16 protein-coding genes and 1 pseudogene are annotated in these 13,709 nt (G+C 66.0%); 4 read left to right on the top strand and 13 right to left on the bottom strand.

Annotated features, from left to right (window positions below; translation table 11 throughout):
* Nucleotides 1–49 precede the first annotated feature (49 nt).
* From DM992_RS21580 to DM992_RS21560, 6 genes are all read right to left on the bottom strand, one after another.
* Nucleotides 50–1,069: an IS30 family transposase gene (locus tag DM992_RS21580; RefSeq protein WP_080484403.1), complete on the bottom strand. Its 1,020-nt coding sequence runs from the start codon at nt 1,067–1,069 to the stop codon at nt 50–52.
* A 113-nt stretch (nt 1,070–1,182) separates the two neighbouring features.
* Nucleotides 1,183–1,326, bottom strand: a complete 144-nt coding sequence (locus tag DM992_RS42345; RefSeq protein ID WP_165948077.1) for a hypothetical protein — start codon at nt 1,324–1,326, stop codon at nt 1,183–1,185.
* Nucleotides 1,327–1,521: 195 nt separating this feature from the next.
* Nucleotides 1,522–2,106, bottom strand: coding sequence for a nucleotidyltransferase family protein (locus DM992_RS21575; protein WP_111018558.1), 585 nt, complete (start codon nt 2,104–2,106; stop codon nt 1,522–1,524).
* A 105-nt stretch (nt 2,107–2,211) separates the two neighbouring features.
* Nucleotides 2,212–2,847, bottom strand: coding sequence for a M15 family metallopeptidase (locus tag DM992_RS21570; RefSeq protein ID WP_111018557.1), 636 nt, complete (start codon nt 2,845–2,847; stop codon nt 2,212–2,214).
* A 209-nt stretch (nt 2,848–3,056) separates the two neighbouring features.
* The gene (locus DM992_RS21565; RefSeq protein ID WP_111020337.1) at nt 3,057–3,452 is read right to left on the bottom strand and encodes a type II toxin-antitoxin system VapC family toxin; all 396 of its coding nucleotides are present in this window, start codon (nt 3,450–3,452) and stop codon (nt 3,057–3,059) included.
* On the bottom strand, nt 3,449–3,688 hold the full coding sequence (locus DM992_RS21560) for a type II toxin-antitoxin system Phd/YefM family antitoxin (protein ID WP_048245635.1): 240 nt from the start codon (nt 3,686–3,688) through the stop codon (nt 3,449–3,451). Before DM992_RS21560 ends, DM992_RS21565 begins: the two co-directional genes overlap by 4 nt.
* A gap of 205 nt (nt 3,689–3,893) precedes the next feature.
* Between DM992_RS21560 and DM992_RS21555 the strand changes: the two genes are divergently transcribed.
* A complete protein-coding gene (locus DM992_RS21555; protein WP_111018556.1) occupies nt 3,894–4,316 on the top strand; it encodes an amino acid-binding protein in 423 nt (140 codons plus the stop codon).
* A 65-nt stretch (nt 4,317–4,381) separates the two neighbouring features.
* Here DM992_RS21555 and DM992_RS21550 read toward each other — a convergent pair whose 3' ends face one another.
* Genes DM992_RS21550 through DM992_RS21540 form a run of 3 tightly spaced genes read right to left on the bottom strand, consistent with a single transcriptional unit; the run spans nt 4,382 to nt 8,058 of the window.
* Nucleotides 4,382–5,065 carry a Fe2+-dependent dioxygenase gene (locus DM992_RS21550; RefSeq protein WP_111018555.1) on the bottom strand — a complete coding sequence of 228 codons (684 nt, stop codon included), beginning with the start codon at nt 5,063–5,065 and terminating at the stop codon, nt 4,382–4,384.
* Complete coding sequence (locus DM992_RS21545; protein ID WP_111018554.1) at nt 5,062–5,817, bottom strand: tetratricopeptide repeat protein; 756 nt, start codon at nt 5,815–5,817, stop codon at nt 5,062–5,064. The genes DM992_RS21550 and DM992_RS21545 overlap by 4 nt, the downstream gene beginning before the upstream one ends.
* A 3-nt stretch (nt 5,818–5,820) precedes the next feature.
* Nucleotides 5,821–8,058: a TonB-dependent siderophore receptor gene (locus DM992_RS21540; RefSeq protein ID WP_111018553.1), complete on the bottom strand. Its 2,238-nt coding sequence runs from the start codon at nt 8,056–8,058 to the stop codon at nt 5,821–5,823.
* A gap of 310 nt (nt 8,059–8,368) precedes the next feature.
* On the opposite strand from DM992_RS21540, the pseudogene DM992_RS42840 reads away from it, so the two are divergent.
* Nucleotides 8,369–8,586 (top strand): annotated as a pseudogene (locus DM992_RS42840) (plasmid stability protein).
* The gene (locus DM992_RS21530) at nt 8,583–9,002 is read left to right on the top strand and encodes a type II toxin-antitoxin system VapC family toxin (RefSeq protein ID WP_111018552.1); all 420 of its coding nucleotides are present in this window, start codon (nt 8,583–8,585) and stop codon (nt 9,000–9,002) included. Before DM992_RS42840 ends, DM992_RS21530 begins: the two are co-directional and overlap by 4 nt.
* Nucleotides 9,003–9,132: 130 nt before the next feature.
* On the opposite strand, the gene DM992_RS21525 is transcribed toward DM992_RS21530, so the two are convergent.
* Entirely contained in the window at nt 9,133–10,428 is a 1,296-nt protein-coding gene (locus DM992_RS21525; RefSeq protein WP_111018551.1) for an aspartate carbamoyltransferase, read from the bottom strand.
* 234 nt (nt 10,429–10,662) lie between these two features.
* On the opposite strand from DM992_RS21525, the gene DM992_RS21520 reads away from it, so the two are divergent.
* The gene (locus DM992_RS21520; protein ID WP_021158165.1) at nt 10,663–10,797 is read left to right on the top strand and encodes an entericidin A/B family lipoprotein; all 135 of its coding nucleotides are present in this window, start codon (nt 10,663–10,665) and stop codon (nt 10,795–10,797) included.
* 99 nt (nt 10,798–10,896) lie between these two features.
* On the opposite strand, the gene DM992_RS21515 is transcribed toward DM992_RS21520, so the two are convergent.
* The 3 genes from DM992_RS21515 to DM992_RS21505 form a co-directional block, all read right to left on the bottom strand.
* A complete protein-coding gene (locus DM992_RS21515; RefSeq protein WP_111018550.1) occupies nt 10,897–11,469 on the bottom strand; it encodes a permease in 573 nt (190 codons plus the stop codon).
* 206 nt (nt 11,470–11,675) lie between these two features.
* Nucleotides 11,676–12,644: a DMT family transporter gene (locus DM992_RS21510; RefSeq protein ID WP_111020336.1), complete on the bottom strand. Its 969-nt coding sequence runs from the start codon at nt 12,642–12,644 to the stop codon at nt 11,676–11,678.
* A 234-nt stretch (nt 12,645–12,878) separates the two neighbouring features.
* The gene (locus DM992_RS21505) at nt 12,879–13,673 is read right to left on the bottom strand and encodes an AraC family transcriptional regulator (RefSeq protein ID WP_111018549.1); all 795 of its coding nucleotides are present in this window, start codon (nt 13,671–13,673) and stop codon (nt 12,879–12,881) included.
* Nucleotides 13,674–13,709: the final 36 nt, after the last annotated feature.

Here is a 13,709-nt window from a genome sequence, read left to right as displayed (position 1 = left end):
ACGTCATGCGGTGACGGGTGACGGGCGGCTGGCTGGGCGGTCTCAAGAATCAAGTGCAACGTTTAGCCAACCCGGTGGCAGCTAATTCCATCGCCATGGCCTCTTCGGGGGTTTTCCAGTTGAGGGTTTGACGAGGGCGTCCGTTCATCAGCTTGGCAATATCGTTCAACTGCATCTGGGTCACGCCTGACAGGTCCATTCCTTTGGGTAGAAACTGGCGCAGCAGGCCGTTGGTATTTTCGTTGCTGCCTCGTTGCCAAGGCGCGTAGGGATCCGCGAACCAGATATCCAGATTCAATCGTTCAGCCAGCTCGACATGACAGGTCATTTCCGATCCGCGATCGTAGGTCAGGCTTTCCCGCAGAAAGGCCGGCAGCTTCTTCATCTGGCGCGTGAAGCCTTCCAGTGCATCCTCGGCCGTGCAGCCATCCATGCGGCACAGCACCACGAAGCGCGTCTTGCGCTCGACCAGTGTGCCGACGCAGGAACGATTGAAGGCCCCCTTGATGAGATCGCCTTCCCAATGACCGGGCCATTGGCGCGTCTCGATTGCCTCGGGCCGATGGACGATGCGAAGTTCTTCCGGCACAAAGCTCTTGCGGGCCAGCGTCTTGCGTGCGTTGCCACGCACCGGTTTCTCCTGACGCAGGGCCTCAATCATGGCCTGCTTCAAGCCGCCGCGGGGATGGGTATAAATCGCCGCGTAGATCGTTTCGTGGCTGACGCGTTGCTCGGGGTTGTCTGGATGCATCTCGCGAAGTCTCGCAGCAATTTGCTGCGGCGACCAGCACCGATAAACCAGATCGTGATGCACCCGCCAGTACAGCGTGCTTCCTGCTGCCAGTTTCGCCTGACGCCGACTTCGCTCGCGGCGCGTCCGATAGGCTCTGGCCGCGCTTGTGGCGTCATAGCAGCGAGGCGCTTCCGTACGATTGCGCGCCAGTTCTCGTGTGATCGTCGACGCGCTGCGGCCAAGCAGCCTTGCAATCGCCCTGACGCTCGTGTTCCGGGCCTTCTCGATCATGATCACCGCACGCTCTTCGGCGCTCAGATGCTTGTAATTCGTCATCGCAACACCCTATCTCATCAAAGGTGTTGCACTTGAAGCTAGAGTCTAAGCTGCCGTCGACCGCGCATGACGGGAAATAGGGGCGAATGTGTGCGGGCACCTGACGCACCGCGCTAGACCGGGTCTTTGCTCGGCGGGCCGTCCGGTTGCTGCGGGTTGTCGTGGTGATGCCCCGGCGGCGACGACAGCGGGTCGTCCTCCGGATCGCGGTTCGGGTCGGCCGGTGGCTCGGGCGTCGGGGTCGTGTGATCGGTCATGGGGAGCTCGCGCGATGCGTGATGGCGGCGGCGCGGTGGGTGCGCCTCGTCTTCGTTATAGGCAATCGGGCGCGCGTTTGCAGCGAGATTCTTGCGGCGGGTTGTCGGTCGTCGGCGAAATCCACGAATTCGCGATTGTCGACCGTCGAGCCGAATCCTGTACTGCGATGCGTTGCGTGGTCCGCGCGATCACGGTCAGCGCAGATCCTGCGGCGTGTCAACATCGCGCAGGATGCCGGCATCGTCGACGTCGAGCAGCTTCACCGGCGCGCTGGCGAACAGCGCGCGGGCACCCGTGTCGCCGTCGAGGGCGGCGAGCGCATCGAAGTGGTGCGCGGCGAAGCCGACCGGATGGCCGCGCACGCCGCGATGCGCGGGCGCGACGATCGACGCATCGTCGGCATCGAGCGCGCGCGTGACGGCTTCGTAGGTCGATGGCGCGATCCACGGCATGTCGCCGAGCGCGACGAGCCAGCCGTTCGATTCGGGCGTGGCGCGCACGCCGGCCGCGAGGCTCGCGCCCATCCCGCGCAACGCGTCGGGCGCATAGACGACCTGGCATCCGGCTTCGTTCAGCAGAATCGCGAGTTTTTCGGCGCCGGGACGCACGACGGCGATCACGTCGGCCGTGGCCGCCGCGAGACGGTGGGCGGCCGCGACCGCGACCGGCGTGCCGTCGGGAAGCAGCGCGAGCAGCTTGCTGTGCAGGCCGCTTGGGTCGAAGCGCTGACCGAGACCGCCGGCGAGCAGGACGCCGGTGACGAGTGACGCATAGGACATCGGCGCGGGGGGAGTGAGACAGGTGCTGCGATTGTGCGGGAGCGAGCGGGGATCGGCAAGTGAGGATGTTACCGGGTCGCGCCTGTCAGATCGGAAAGGCCGTCCTCACGCACCTTCGTCGAGCATGTTTTCCTCGACGGGGCCGTAGATCGCGTGCGATTCACGCTGCATGACGGCCCAATAGCGGTCGCCGAACGACCAATGCCACCATTCGGACGGGTAATTCGTGAAGCCGGCGCCGGTCAGCGCGGCGATCAGCACGTGGCGGTTTCGACTGGCCGTGCGGCTGATGAATGCGTTGCGCGTGTAGCACGCGCCGGACGATTCCTGGTCGGTGGCGTTCATGGTGCTGCCCATGTCGGCTTCGATGCCGTCCGCCGATATCAGCGTGAGGTCGACGGCGGCGCCGGTCGGATGCGCGGCGACTTCCGGCGGCGCGACGTAGCGGCTCGCGAGTTCGTACAGCGCATCGTCGGACGGCAGTGGATTCAGCGTGCCGCGCAGTTGCGCGAGATGGCCGGCGAAGTATTCGTGCTGAAGCGAGAGCGGGCGATAGCCTTCCTTCACGTAAAGGCGCAGGCCGGCGGGGAGTGCGTGTGCGGCGGCAGCCAGCCGTTCGGCGACACCGCTGCGCACCTTCAGGAAATGCCGGCTCGGGTTCGAAACGACGCTGCGCGAGAGGTCGACGGCGATGCGTTCATCGAACGTGGCGAGATCGACAAACCTTTCGTGCGACTCCATCAGGGCGATCGACCGGACAACGGGATCGGAGAGTGATATCACGATAGCGAGTGGGGTGGCGCGACGACGGTTGCGGGCCGTGAGTCGGTCGTCCGGGACGCGTGCTCCGTCGCAGGTGGCCGATCAGGGGCGTTTTGGTCAGACGAATCGCCAATATGCCAGAGTCCGGCGGAGGATGCGCCGTGGTTTCGCCGGTGGGCGGGCGACGCTTACCAGAGCGTCTTCACGTGCGCGTAAGCGCGGATTTTTTCGTCGCGGGTGACGAGCGGTGCGCCGAGCCGCCGCGCGGTGGCGACGATCATGCGGTCGGCCGGATCCTTGTGGAACGTGCCGGGCAGGGTGGTGGACTTCGCGGCGATGTCGGCGTCGACGGGCACGAAGCGCATGCCGTCGATCTGCGCGACGGTGGCGAGCCACGCGTCGACGTCCATCGTCAGTGCGAGGCGGTCGCTGCGTACCAGCATCGCGATCTCCCACGCGGAGATCGCGGATGCGGCGAGTGCGCCGTCGCCCCGCGCGCGATCGATCGCGCTTCGCGCTTTCTTGCTGAGCGAAGGGTCGCCTGCCACCCACCACACCAATGCATGCGTATCCAGCACGATCACCGTGATGCCTCCCAATCATCTTCCGCAATCGGATCGAGAGGATTGTCGTAGCGCATGACCGAGCCGCGCAATATGTCCAACGGCTGAGCCTCGCGTGCGTGATATGGCCGGATCTCGAGCGTCGGCTTGCCGTGATCGGTGACGATCAGGCTTTCGCCCGACGACTCGACGAGCCGGAAGTATTCGAGTGCGCGAGCCTTGAATTCGGATTTCGAAACGGGAGCGTGCGGCATCATGATATGGACCTGGTCACGTGACGATAGTCATTTTATAGCGGTGCGGCGGAGGGAGACAAGTCGCGAAGGTCAGGCGTCACCCGATGCATGCAAAGCGCGACAGGGTGCGTCGATGCCGGGGGCCGGAAGGCGCTTGCCGCCTTGCTCGCGCGCTTGCTGTGACCTAGATTTTTTCTATCCGGGTTCTCAGGCGGGAGGGACTGCCATGGAACTGAGCGTAGAACGTGTCGATGTCTGGGTGGCGACCATCGATGACAAGCCGGGCGGCCTCGCGACAGTATTAAGCGCCCTGCGGACTGCCGGCGCAGACTTGCAGTTCATCGTTGCACGCCGCACATCGGAGACGCCGGGCAAGGGCGTCGTGTTTGTCGCGCCACTGCAGGGAGACGCGGTGATTCGCGCGGCCACGCAGGTGGGGTTCAGCGTTACCCCGAGCGTTCACTCCGTCCGCGTGATGGGTCTGGATCAAATGGGCATCATCGGGCAACTGGCCCAGATGCTCGCGGACGGTGCGATCAATCTCCGTGGCGTGTCGGCCGCCGTGCTGGGTTCCCAGTTCATTGCCTATTTCGCGGTCGATTCGGCGGACGATGCAGACAAGGCGATCGATATCCTGCAGCGGGCATAACGCGGCTGCGTTGGACGGTGGCGGGATTGGCCGGAAGAGGGCACGCGTGGGCCCCGCCACATGGCTCACGCATCCGCCCACCGTCTCAGCAGGTTGTGATAGATCCCGGTGAGCGCGATCACGCCCGGGTCGCGCGCACCTTTGTCTGCAGAGAGTTGCTGGATCTGCGTATCGAGCTGAAACAGCAGCGTGCGATCGGCATCGTCGCGCACCATGCTCTGGATCCAGAAGAACGACGCAACGCGCTCGCCGCGCGTAACGGGCGTCACGTGATGCAGGCTCGACGCAGGATACAGCACGAGATCGCCGGCCGGCAGCTTCGCGCGATGCAGGCCATAGGTATCCTCGACACATAGCTCGCCGCCGTCGTACGCATCGGGTTCCTCGAGAAACAGCGTCGCCGACAGATCGCTGCGCACGCGGAAATCCGTGCCGCGCAGCAGCCGGATCGCGTTGTCGACGTGCGTGCCGAACGTCTCGCCGCCTTCATAGCGGTTGAACAGCGGTGGAAACACCTTGAGCGGCAGCGCCGCCGAAAAGAACAGCGGATGGCGTGCGAGCGCATCCTGGATCGCGTCGCCGACCGCGCGCGCGGCGGGCGAGCCTTCCGGCAATTGCCGGTTGCATTTGGCAAGCGCCGACTGCGCGCCGGACGTCGCGTTGCCGTCGACCCATTCGGCCGCATCGAGCAGGTCGCGGCATTGGGCGACCTGCGTCTTGTTCAATACGCCGGGGACATGAAGCATCATGTTGCGGATTCCATCGCATGCGGCGGCAATTGCATCGCCGCAGAGCGAAATGCGTCGAGCGGCGACGACGCGAGATACGCGCGCATCTTCGCGATGAACGCGGGCGTCGCGGTGGCCGGCACGCGCGCGAGCCAGACGAGCGCTTCGTCGATGCGCCCGCGCTCGGCAAGCAGCCGCGCAAAATTGAACTGGCCGCGGAAGTCACCGGCAACGGCTGCGCGGCGATAGTGGTCGAACGCGGCATCGGTGTCGACGGATACGACCCAGCCGTCCTCGTAGAAGCCGCCGATCAGGTTGATCGATTTCGCGTGGCCGAGTGCGGCCGCGCGGCGGAACCAGTCGAGCGCGTCGGCACGGTTCTCGTCGACGCCGTTGCCGAGCGCGAGCGCCGTCGCGTAGTTGTACATGCCCCAGTCGAGCCCCGCCTGCGCGGCGAGCCGGTACCAGTACACGGCGACCGGCGCGCACGCGGCCGTGCCCCAGCCGAACTCGTAGCAGCGGCCGAGCATGTTCATCGCCATCGGATGGCCGGCCCGCGCGGCGTGCCGGAACCAGTTGAACGCGGCAGCCGGATCGCGCGCGACGCCGTGCCCGTCGAGCAGGTACTGCCCGTAGACGGCCTGCGCATCGACGATGCCGTTGTAGGCCGCCGCCGCGACCCACGCGGCGGCGCGTTCGGGCGGCCCGGCCAGGATGTCGGCGAACTCGCGCGGCGATACCGACGCGAGCGCCTTCAGCGACACGGCCTCCATCGATCAGTAGCGCGCATTCAGCGTGATGAACGCCGAGCGGCCCGGTGCGATCGACGCGTAGTGCGCCGGATATGCCTGGTCGAAGTACGTGCGGTTGAACAGGTTGTTCACGTTCAGCTGCAGGTCGAGCTTCTTGTTGATCCGGTACTGCGCCATCGCATCGAAGCGCCAGTACGACGGCACGGCGCGCAGGTTCGCGGGATCGCCGAATACCTCCGACATGTAGAACGCGCCGCCGCCGACCGTGAACTTCGGCGTTACGTCGTAGTTCGACCACATCGTGAGGCTGTGCTTCGGCATATTCGGGAAGCGGTTGCCGTTGTTCGCCGCATCCTTGCCGTTGTCGCGCAGCGCGCTCTTCATGTACGTGTAGCCGCCGAACACCTGCCACTGCTTCGTGATCTGGCCGGCGACGCCGAGCTCGAGACCCTGCACGCGCTTGTTGCCGACCATCGCGTACTGGTTGTTCGGCAGCGTCACGCGCGCGTTCGTCGTGTCGATCTGGAACAGCGCGGCGGTCAGCGCGAGCTTGTCGTTCAGCACGTTCCACTTGGTGCCGAGTTCGATGCTGCGGTTCTTTTCCGGGGCCATCTGGTCGGCGTTCGGGCCGGCGCCGCCGCGGCCCGGAGTGAGCGACTGCGTTTCGCTGCCTTCGCCGAGCAGCATGCCGGCCGGCGTCGACGACGTCGCGTACGACGCGTAGATGCTGCCGTTCTGCGCGGGCTTGAACACGAGGCCGGCCTGCCAGTTCACGAGCGTATCGTCGCGCGTATAGGTTTTGCTGCCCTTGGCCTTGGTGTCGGTGAAGCGGGTCGAGTAGTCGTCGACGCGCACGCCGGCATTGACCTGCCAGCGCGGCGTGATCTCGATCGTGTCGAAGCCGTAGATCGACTTCGTCGTGGTGCGCGCATGCGCGTAGTCGTTGTTGCGCGTGATCGAACCGGCCCACGGATCGTTCGGGTTTGGCGACCACAGGCTCGTGCAGTTGTAGCCCGACGCCGCGCCGATGCCTTTCTGGCAGATCTTGCCGTTATCCGTCGCGACCTTGTACGTGTCGCGCTTGCCCCATTCGCGAGTCAGCTCGATGCCGGTCGTGAAGCTGTGCTTGAACGGGCCGGTGCGGAATTCGCCGAACAGCTCGGTCAGGTTCGCGATGCTGTTGATCGAGCTGTCGCGGTTGTTGTTGCGCCGCCAGACCTTGCCGTTGACCACGTTGCCCTGGCTGTCGTCCGGCTGCGTCCAGATGTAGTCCTGCGTCGATTCCGTGTAACGCGTGGTGTTGCGGATCGTCAGCGACGACGTGATGTCGTGCTCGATCTTGATCGTGCTGATGTCCGACGTAGTCTTGCGGAAGTCGCGGTCGATCAGCCCGTAGAAGTTGTGGCGGTCGACGGGCGCCGGGCCGTCGGTGACGCCCTTCGGGATGTTGAAGCCGTAGACGTACGGAATGCCGCCGTCCGGCATGTCGTCGGTCGACAGGTGGTAGTAGCTCGCGGTCACGCGCGTCGGCGTGCCGAGGCCGAACGCGATCGACGGTGCGACGCCCCAGCGCTCGTTGTTGACGGCGTCGCGGCCGGCGACGTCGTTGTTGTGGCTCATCAGGTTCAGGCGGAATGCGGCGTGATCGGCGAACTGCCAGTTGCCGTCGGCCGTGAAGCGGCGATAGCGGTCGGTGCCGAGGCCGGCACTCGCGCTGGCCGTCGTGCCGAGGTGCGGGGCCTTCGTGATCAGGTTGATGCTGCCGCCGGCGCCGCCGCGGCCGCCGTACGCGCCGTCGGAACCCTTGGTGATCTCGACGCGTTCGGTGTTGAAGATCTCGCGCGTCGTGGCGCCCGTGTCGCGCATGCCGTCGACGAACATGCTGCCCTGCGAGTCGTAGCCGCGGATGAACGGACGGTCGCCGAGCGGGTTGCCGCCTTCTCCTGCGCCGAACGTGATGCCGGGCACGGTGCGCAGCGCTTCGGTCAGCGTCGACGCGCCGCTGTTCCGGATCAGCTCCTGCGGAATCACGGTGACGGATTTCGGCGTGTCGACGAGCGGCGCGGTGAATTTCGCGGAAGCGGAAAAGTCGGCCTTGTAGCTGTGCTCGGTCTTGCCCTGGATCTCGATCGGTGCGAGATGGCCTTCGGTGCCGGACGGGGCCGGAGGCGGCGTGCCATCGGCGAATGCAGGGCTTGCGGCGAGCACGCTGCACAGGGTGGTGAATTTGCCGAGCTTCAACTCGTCGGAACGGGACTTCATGGTGTGCTTGGACCTCGCGATGTGGCCCCGGGGGAGGCGTGCTACGGAAATGTGCATGCCGCCGGGAATTATTACGATTTGTTTTCAGACGGCATTCTATGTAATTTTTTATTGAATGAGAAGCGTTCTCGTTATCAATTAAAAGGTAAGTGTTGACGAATGTTACGGGGTGGATGGGCAGGGATGATGGCCGATTGGCGGAGTGTGGCGGGCTAGTCGGGCCGGTTAGAGTGGCAGTGTCGTGATTCACTCGGTAGGACAGCGAGGTGCCAATATGACTGCATTGAAAGCAATCTTTGTGAGGCGCATCATGCCGGCGATCACCGTTCGGAATTTGCCTGATGAAGTGCATCGCGCACTTCGGATTCGTGCGGCCCGGCACGGACGCAGCACCGAAGCCGAGGTACGTGACATTCTGGGCAGCTCAAGCTGGGAACGTTGCTGGCGGAAATCGGGCGGGAGGCTGAGGGAATAGATTTCGACGTCCAGCGCGACAAGACGTCAACCGATCCGATGAGCTTCGAATGATCCTTGTTGATACGAACGTCATTTCCGAACCGCTGCGACGCGAGCCGAGCGTGGCCGTGATCGAGTGGCTCGATGCCCAGAACGTCGAGACGCTGTTTCTGGCTGCAATCAGTCTCGCGGAGATGCAGTTCGGCGTGGCTGTATTGCCGGAAGGGCGCAGGCGCGAGTGGCTGCGTCAAAGCATCGAGCGGCGTGTCGTGCCGCTGTTTCGAGGCCGAATCCTGCCGTTCGACAATGCGGCGAGCAACGCGTATGCGAGCCTTCGGGCTCGGGCCCGTGTCGCAGGTAGCGCGATCGCGCCTGTCGATTGTTTTATCGCCGCCACGGCCGAGGCGAACGGCCTGATCGTGGCCACGCGCGATGTCGCGCCGTTCCAGGTGGCGGGGCTTCGCGTGATCGATCCGTGGGCGCGGTAGCGCCCGGTTGTTGGCACCCATCACCTGCGCTGAAATTGAAAACGCGCCGTGCAATGCGGCGCGTTATGCGTCAGGCAAGCGCGCCGGCCCATGAAGCGATGGCAGGCGGGCGCGAGACTTCCGGTGCGGCTCAATCGACTCCGTGAAACACCGCGTCCTCCGGCCCGAGGTATGCCGGCGGGCGCCACGTCGCGTCGCGCATCGAATGCTGCACGAGGTTTTCGACGCCGAGCAGCACCGCGAAGATCGCCATTCGCACTGGAATGCCGTTGTCGGTCTGCCGGAAGATCGCGAGGCGCGGGTCGCGGTTCAGGTCGACCGACAGGTCGTTCGCGCCGGGCCGGCTGTCGCGCGGCAGCGGGTGCATGATCAGCGTGTCGGGCTTGCAGACCGAGTCGACGAGCGCCTGGTTGATCTGGAAATCCGGCGTATAGCCTTCGAACGACTCGTCGGTGAAGCGCTCTTTCTGGATCCGCGTCGCGTAGACGACGTCCGCGCCGCGCAGCCCGGCCGCGAGGTCGGTCGTCTGTTCGACCACATGGCCGTTCGTCGAGATCTGGTCGACGATGTAGGCCGGCATCTCGAGCGTCGGCGGCGACACGAGCGTGAACTTGAGCCCGCGGTACAGCGCGAGCAGCTTGACGAGCGAATGCACGGTGCGGCCGTACTTGAGATCGCCGACCAGCGCGATGTGCGCGCCGTCGACGATCTTGCCGAGCCGCGAGAACTCACGCTGGATCGTATAGAGATCGAGCAGCGCCTGGCTCGGGTGCTCGCCGGGGCCGTCGCCGCCGTTGATCACGGGCAGGTTGGTCGCGCGCGCGAACTCGGCCACCGAGCCTTTCTCCGGGTGGCGGATCACGAGCGCGTCGACATAGCCGGCCATCACGCGGCTCGTGTCGTAGATCGATTCGCCCTTGGCCATCGACGAGAACGTGAAGCCCGTCGTGTCGCACACGGAGCCGCCAAGCCGGCAGAACGCCGCGCCGAACGACACGCGCGTGCGCGTGCTGGCCTCGAAGAACAGGTTGCCGAGCACGGCGCCTTCCAGTACGCGCGAAATCTTGTGACGCCGCGCGATCGGCTGCATCACGTCGGCCACGCGAAACAACGCCTCGACCGATTCCCGCGAGAACTGGTCGACCGACAGCAGTTGCGGCTTGCCTTCGAACAGGAACTGCTTCGCGAGCCCCTGGTTGTCTACGCTTTGCGTATAGACCCCGCCTTCCGGTGCCGAACGCTCGACGATTTCCGACACGAAGCGCTCGACGATCTCGGGCATCCCGCGCGATTCCTGCGAATCGTCGGGCAGCAGCCAGGTATCCAGCGCGCGCCGGCTGACGCCGATGCGATTGGCGAACGCTTCGCGGGTCATGTTGAGGCGGCGCATCGCGTCGCGGAGGAAGGCTTGCTGGGGAACGGTCATCGGCGGCTCCTGGCGGAAAAATATACGCGGTGCGTATATTAGTTCGTGGCGCAGTGAAGTCAAGGAAATTCTGCGCGATCGGGCCGTGCGGTGCGTGTAACACTCGACGGGCCTGGACTGGCGCGCGGCGTCCGCCTCCGTATAATCAGGTCAGGCCCCGTGCCCTGCATCGGCAGGGCGCCATGCCGCAAACGATTCGCCCGGTCGGGCTTGTTGATTCGAAGGAGAACGAGAATGACGCGTACGATTGCTGCAATGTTGCTGGTTGTGACCGCCGCGCTCGCCGGTTGCAATACGGTCGCCGGCGTGGGCCAGGACATTTCGAAGGGCGGCCAGGCGATCAGCGATACGGCCGAAAAGGCCAAGTAAGCCGACCGGTTCCGGAATGCAGAAGGCGCCGGGCCGTCCCGCGATTGCGGGGCGGCCCGGCGCCTTTTTTGGGGCGGCGTGGCGTTGACGCCGGCGGCGTCAGGCGTGTTCCACGAACGCGTAGCGGCCTTCGACCTTGCGTGGCGTGAACCAGCCGTAGTCGGGGAACATCCGGTTGCGCACGAACCAGACGTAGCCCACCAGCACCAGCGTGACCGCGAGGCCCGGCAGTGCAGTCGACGGATCGCGTCCGAGCTCGGCGACGGTCTTCGGCAACTGCAGCAGCGACAGCAGGATGAACGCGTGATACGCGCCGACGCGATGAGTCGCGAAGCCCCAGATGAACAGCAGCGACAGCGGCACGGTCAGCGCGAGGAACACCACGACCAGGCCATTGCCGAGTGCGCCCGACACGCCGAGGTCGCCGGCAGCGGCGGAGAAGTAATACGCGAGCATCAGGCTGATCGCCAGCTGGAGGGTGCCGAGCGCGATCAGGATCCAGGTGTGCACCTTGTTCTTGCGACAGCGTTCGGGATCGGGGCGCGACGCGATCAGGCCTGCGATCACGCGATCCTTGAGCCCCTGTCCGGACAGCTCGGCCAGCACGTCCGCCTTCCTCGTTCCCGCGGACAGCAGCACCGCGATTCTTGTTTTGGCTTCCTTCCTGTTCATTGCGTGGCGGATTGTTGTTCGATGGTTGTCAAAGATTTCGGCCACGCGAATATTGCATCTTGCGCGGTGGTGCGCAACGGTTTTGCAGCGCGCGGATACATTCCTACAGTTGCTCGCGGCGTCGCACGAACTCGCGGATCGACCGGCAATGTGGTGTGAACGAGCGGCCTGCGTTTCTGCAACAACGCGATGAGCGCGGATTCGGATCAGTCGGCGGCGGTTTGCGCCGACGGCGCAGGACTGGCTGGCTGTACCGGGTTCGCCGGCTGCGCATCGCGTGCGCGCGCGGGCGGTTTGCGCCGCCGCGTCGCGCCGACGAGCATGCCCGCGACGACGAGCGCGATGCCGGCGATACGCGTGCCGGTCAGCGTTTCGCCGAACAGCGCGACCGCGAACAGAACGGCCGAGACCGGCGCGACCGCGGTGAATAGCGCCGCCTCGGTGCCGCTCGTGCGCGCGGAGCCCGCATACCAGCACAGGTAGCCGAGCACGGTCGGCACCAGCGCGTAGTAGGCAATTGCCGACACGGCGCCGACGGTCCAGCCGGTCGCCGCCGCGCGCCATTCGAACGCGGCCGGCACGACGGCGAGCACGAAGCCGAACCCCGACATCGCGGTGGACAGCGCGAGCGGCGGCAACGGTACGGCAAGCCGCCGGTTCAGCAGGATGAAGACGGCTTCGCACGCGACGGCGGCCAGCACCAGCGCATCGCCGGCAAGCGTCTGGAGCGACGGCATAGCCTGGCCGGGCGCGAACGTGACGAACAGCACGCCGGCCGTGGCGAGCGCGGCGGCCACCCAGTCGCGCGGCGTCTGCCGCTCGCGCAGCACGACGGCCGCGATCAGCGTCGACATCGCCGGCAGCGTGCCGAGCATCACGCCCGCATCGAGTGGCGACGACAGCTTCGTGCCGCCGATCAGCAGCACCGTATAACCGACGCCGCCTGCCGCGGCCTGGATGACGAGCAGCGCGGCGTCACGCGCGGAAATGCGCGGCCAGCGCATTCGCTGCGCGCGCATCAGCGCGAACAGCAGCGGTGTCGCGATCAGGAAACGCAGCGCCGTGGCAGCGAACGGCGGCAGGCCGCCGGCTGCGAGACGGCTCGCGATGACGGTGCTGCCGACGCCCGCCATCGCGGCGGCGAGATAGAGATAGCCAATCAGTCGTGTTTTCATGCGCCGCATCGTCGCGTACGGCGACGGTGTGCGTCTTGAATGAAATTGCAGCGGGTACGATGGCGTGTCGAGTTCAGTGCGCGGGGCCTGGCGTGCCGGCGTCAGCAGCAATCGGCGGCAATCGGCGGCAATCAGCGGCAATCAGCGGCATCGACACCGTCGCTGCAGTCCTCGACGTGGCAACGGTCTGCAACGCAGCGCACCCGCTGGCCTCTCGGTGGAACGACGTCGGCGTCAACCGGCCTGCGTAAACCGCCCCGGCGTGATGCCGAACTGGCGCGCGAATGCGCGCGTCAGGTGGCTCTGATCGGCAAAACCGGCTTCGGCAGCGGCATCCGCGATCGGCAGGCCGCTGGCGAGCAGCGCGCGCGCCAGCCGCGCGCGCGACTGGATCAGGTAGGCGTGCGGCGTGATACCGAGTTCGCGTGCAAACCCGCGCAGCAACTGGAAGCGGCTCACGCCGCTCAGGTCGGCCAGTTCGGCGAGCGAAACGGGCGCGGCCGGCGCCGCGTCGAGCCGTTCGCGGGCGACACGGATCGCCGGCGCGACGCCGGCCGCCGGCAGCGTGCGGTTCGCGTGCCGGGCGAGCAACCCGGCGACGAGCATCACCAGCGCTTCGTCGCGGGCGAGCGGCTGGGTTTCCCCGGCGACGATGCGCGCATGCAACCGGCCGACGGCGGCCGTGAGCCGCACATCGCGCACTGCCGGATGCGCAAGCTCGATGCCGCCGAGGCCTTCTTCCGCCGCGACGCCCGCAACCAGCGCGGGCGCGAGGTACAGCATCCGCCAGCGCCGGCCCGTGCCGGCATCGATCGGCGAGCCGTCGTGCATTTCGCCGGGATTGACCATGATCGCGTCGCCGGCCAGCGCGTCGACCTGCCCGCGGCCGCTCCACGACCGGTGCGCACCGCTGACGATCACGCCGACCCCGAATTCGTCATGCGCATGGCGCGGAAACGCGCGGTCGGATTCGAGGCTGATCGCCTCGATGCCTTCGCCGGTCCGTCGGTAGTGGGTGACACGGTGCATATGCGCTCCTCGCGCCGGCTGCGGCGCGGATCACGT

It is taken from the genome of Burkholderia sp. JP2-270, from assembly GCF_003233675.1.
Taxonomy (GTDB): Bacteria; Pseudomonadota; Gammaproteobacteria; order Burkholderiales; family Burkholderiaceae; genus Burkholderia; species Burkholderia pyrrocinia_C.
The sequence above is the reverse complement of the archived record's forward strand: the minus strand, read 5'-3'. Positions and strand labels throughout refer to the sequence as shown.

Bases quoted from the DNA above. Each gene is read 5' to 3' on its own strand.
- DM992_RS21575 (WP_111018558.1), bottom strand. From the start codon at position 2,106: ATGTCCTATGCGTCACTCGTCACCGGCGTCCTGCTCGCCGGCGGTCTC.
- DM992_RS21570 (WP_111018557.1), bottom strand. From the start codon at position 2,847: ATGGAGTCGCACGAAAGGTTTGTCGATCTCGCCACGTTCGATGAACGC.
- DM992_RS21510 (WP_111020336.1), bottom strand. From the start codon at position 12,644: ATGAAAACACGACTGATTGGCTATCTCTATCTCGCCGCCGCGATGGCG.
- DM992_RS21545 (WP_111018554.1), bottom strand. From the start codon at position 5,817: ATGGAGGCCGTGTCGCTGAAGGCGCTCGCGTCGGTATCGCCGCGCGAG.
- DM992_RS21515 (WP_111018550.1), bottom strand. From the start codon at position 11,469: ATGAACAGGAAGGAAGCCAAAACAAGAATCGCGGTGCTGCTGTCCGCG.
- DM992_RS21540 (WP_111018553.1), bottom strand. From the start codon at position 8,058: ATGAAGTCCCGTTCCGACGAGTTGAAGCTCGGCAAATTCACCACCCTG.
- DM992_RS21555 (WP_111018556.1), top strand. From the start codon at position 3,894: ATGGAACTGAGCGTAGAACGTGTCGATGTCTGGGTGGCGACCATCGAT.
- DM992_RS21525 (WP_111018551.1), bottom strand. From the start codon at position 10,428: ATGACCGTTCCCCAGCAAGCCTTCCTCCGCGACGCGATGCGCCGCCTC.
- DM992_RS21520 (WP_021158165.1), top strand. From the start codon at position 10,663: ATGACGCGTACGATTGCTGCAATGTTGCTGGTTGTGACCGCCGCGCTC.
- DM992_RS21550 (WP_111018555.1), bottom strand. From the start codon at position 5,065: ATGATGCTTCATGTCCCCGGCGTATTGAACAAGACGCAGGTCGCCCAA.
- DM992_RS21580 (WP_080484403.1), bottom strand. From the start codon at position 1,069: ATGACGAATTACAAGCATCTGAGCGCCGAAGAGCGTGCGGTGATCATG.
- DM992_RS21560 (WP_048245635.1), bottom strand. From the start codon at position 3,688: ATGATGCCGCACGCTCCCGTTTCGAAATCCGAATTCAAGGCTCGCGCA.
- DM992_RS42345 (WP_165948077.1), bottom strand. From the start codon at position 1,326: ATGACCGATCACACGACCCCGACGCCCGAGCCACCGGCCGACCCGAAC.
- DM992_RS21530 (WP_111018552.1), top strand. From the start codon at position 8,583: ATGATCCTTGTTGATACGAACGTCATTTCCGAACCGCTGCGACGCGAG.
- DM992_RS21505 (WP_111018549.1), bottom strand. From the start codon at position 13,673: ATGCACCGTGTCACCCACTACCGACGGACCGGCGAAGGCATCGAGGCG.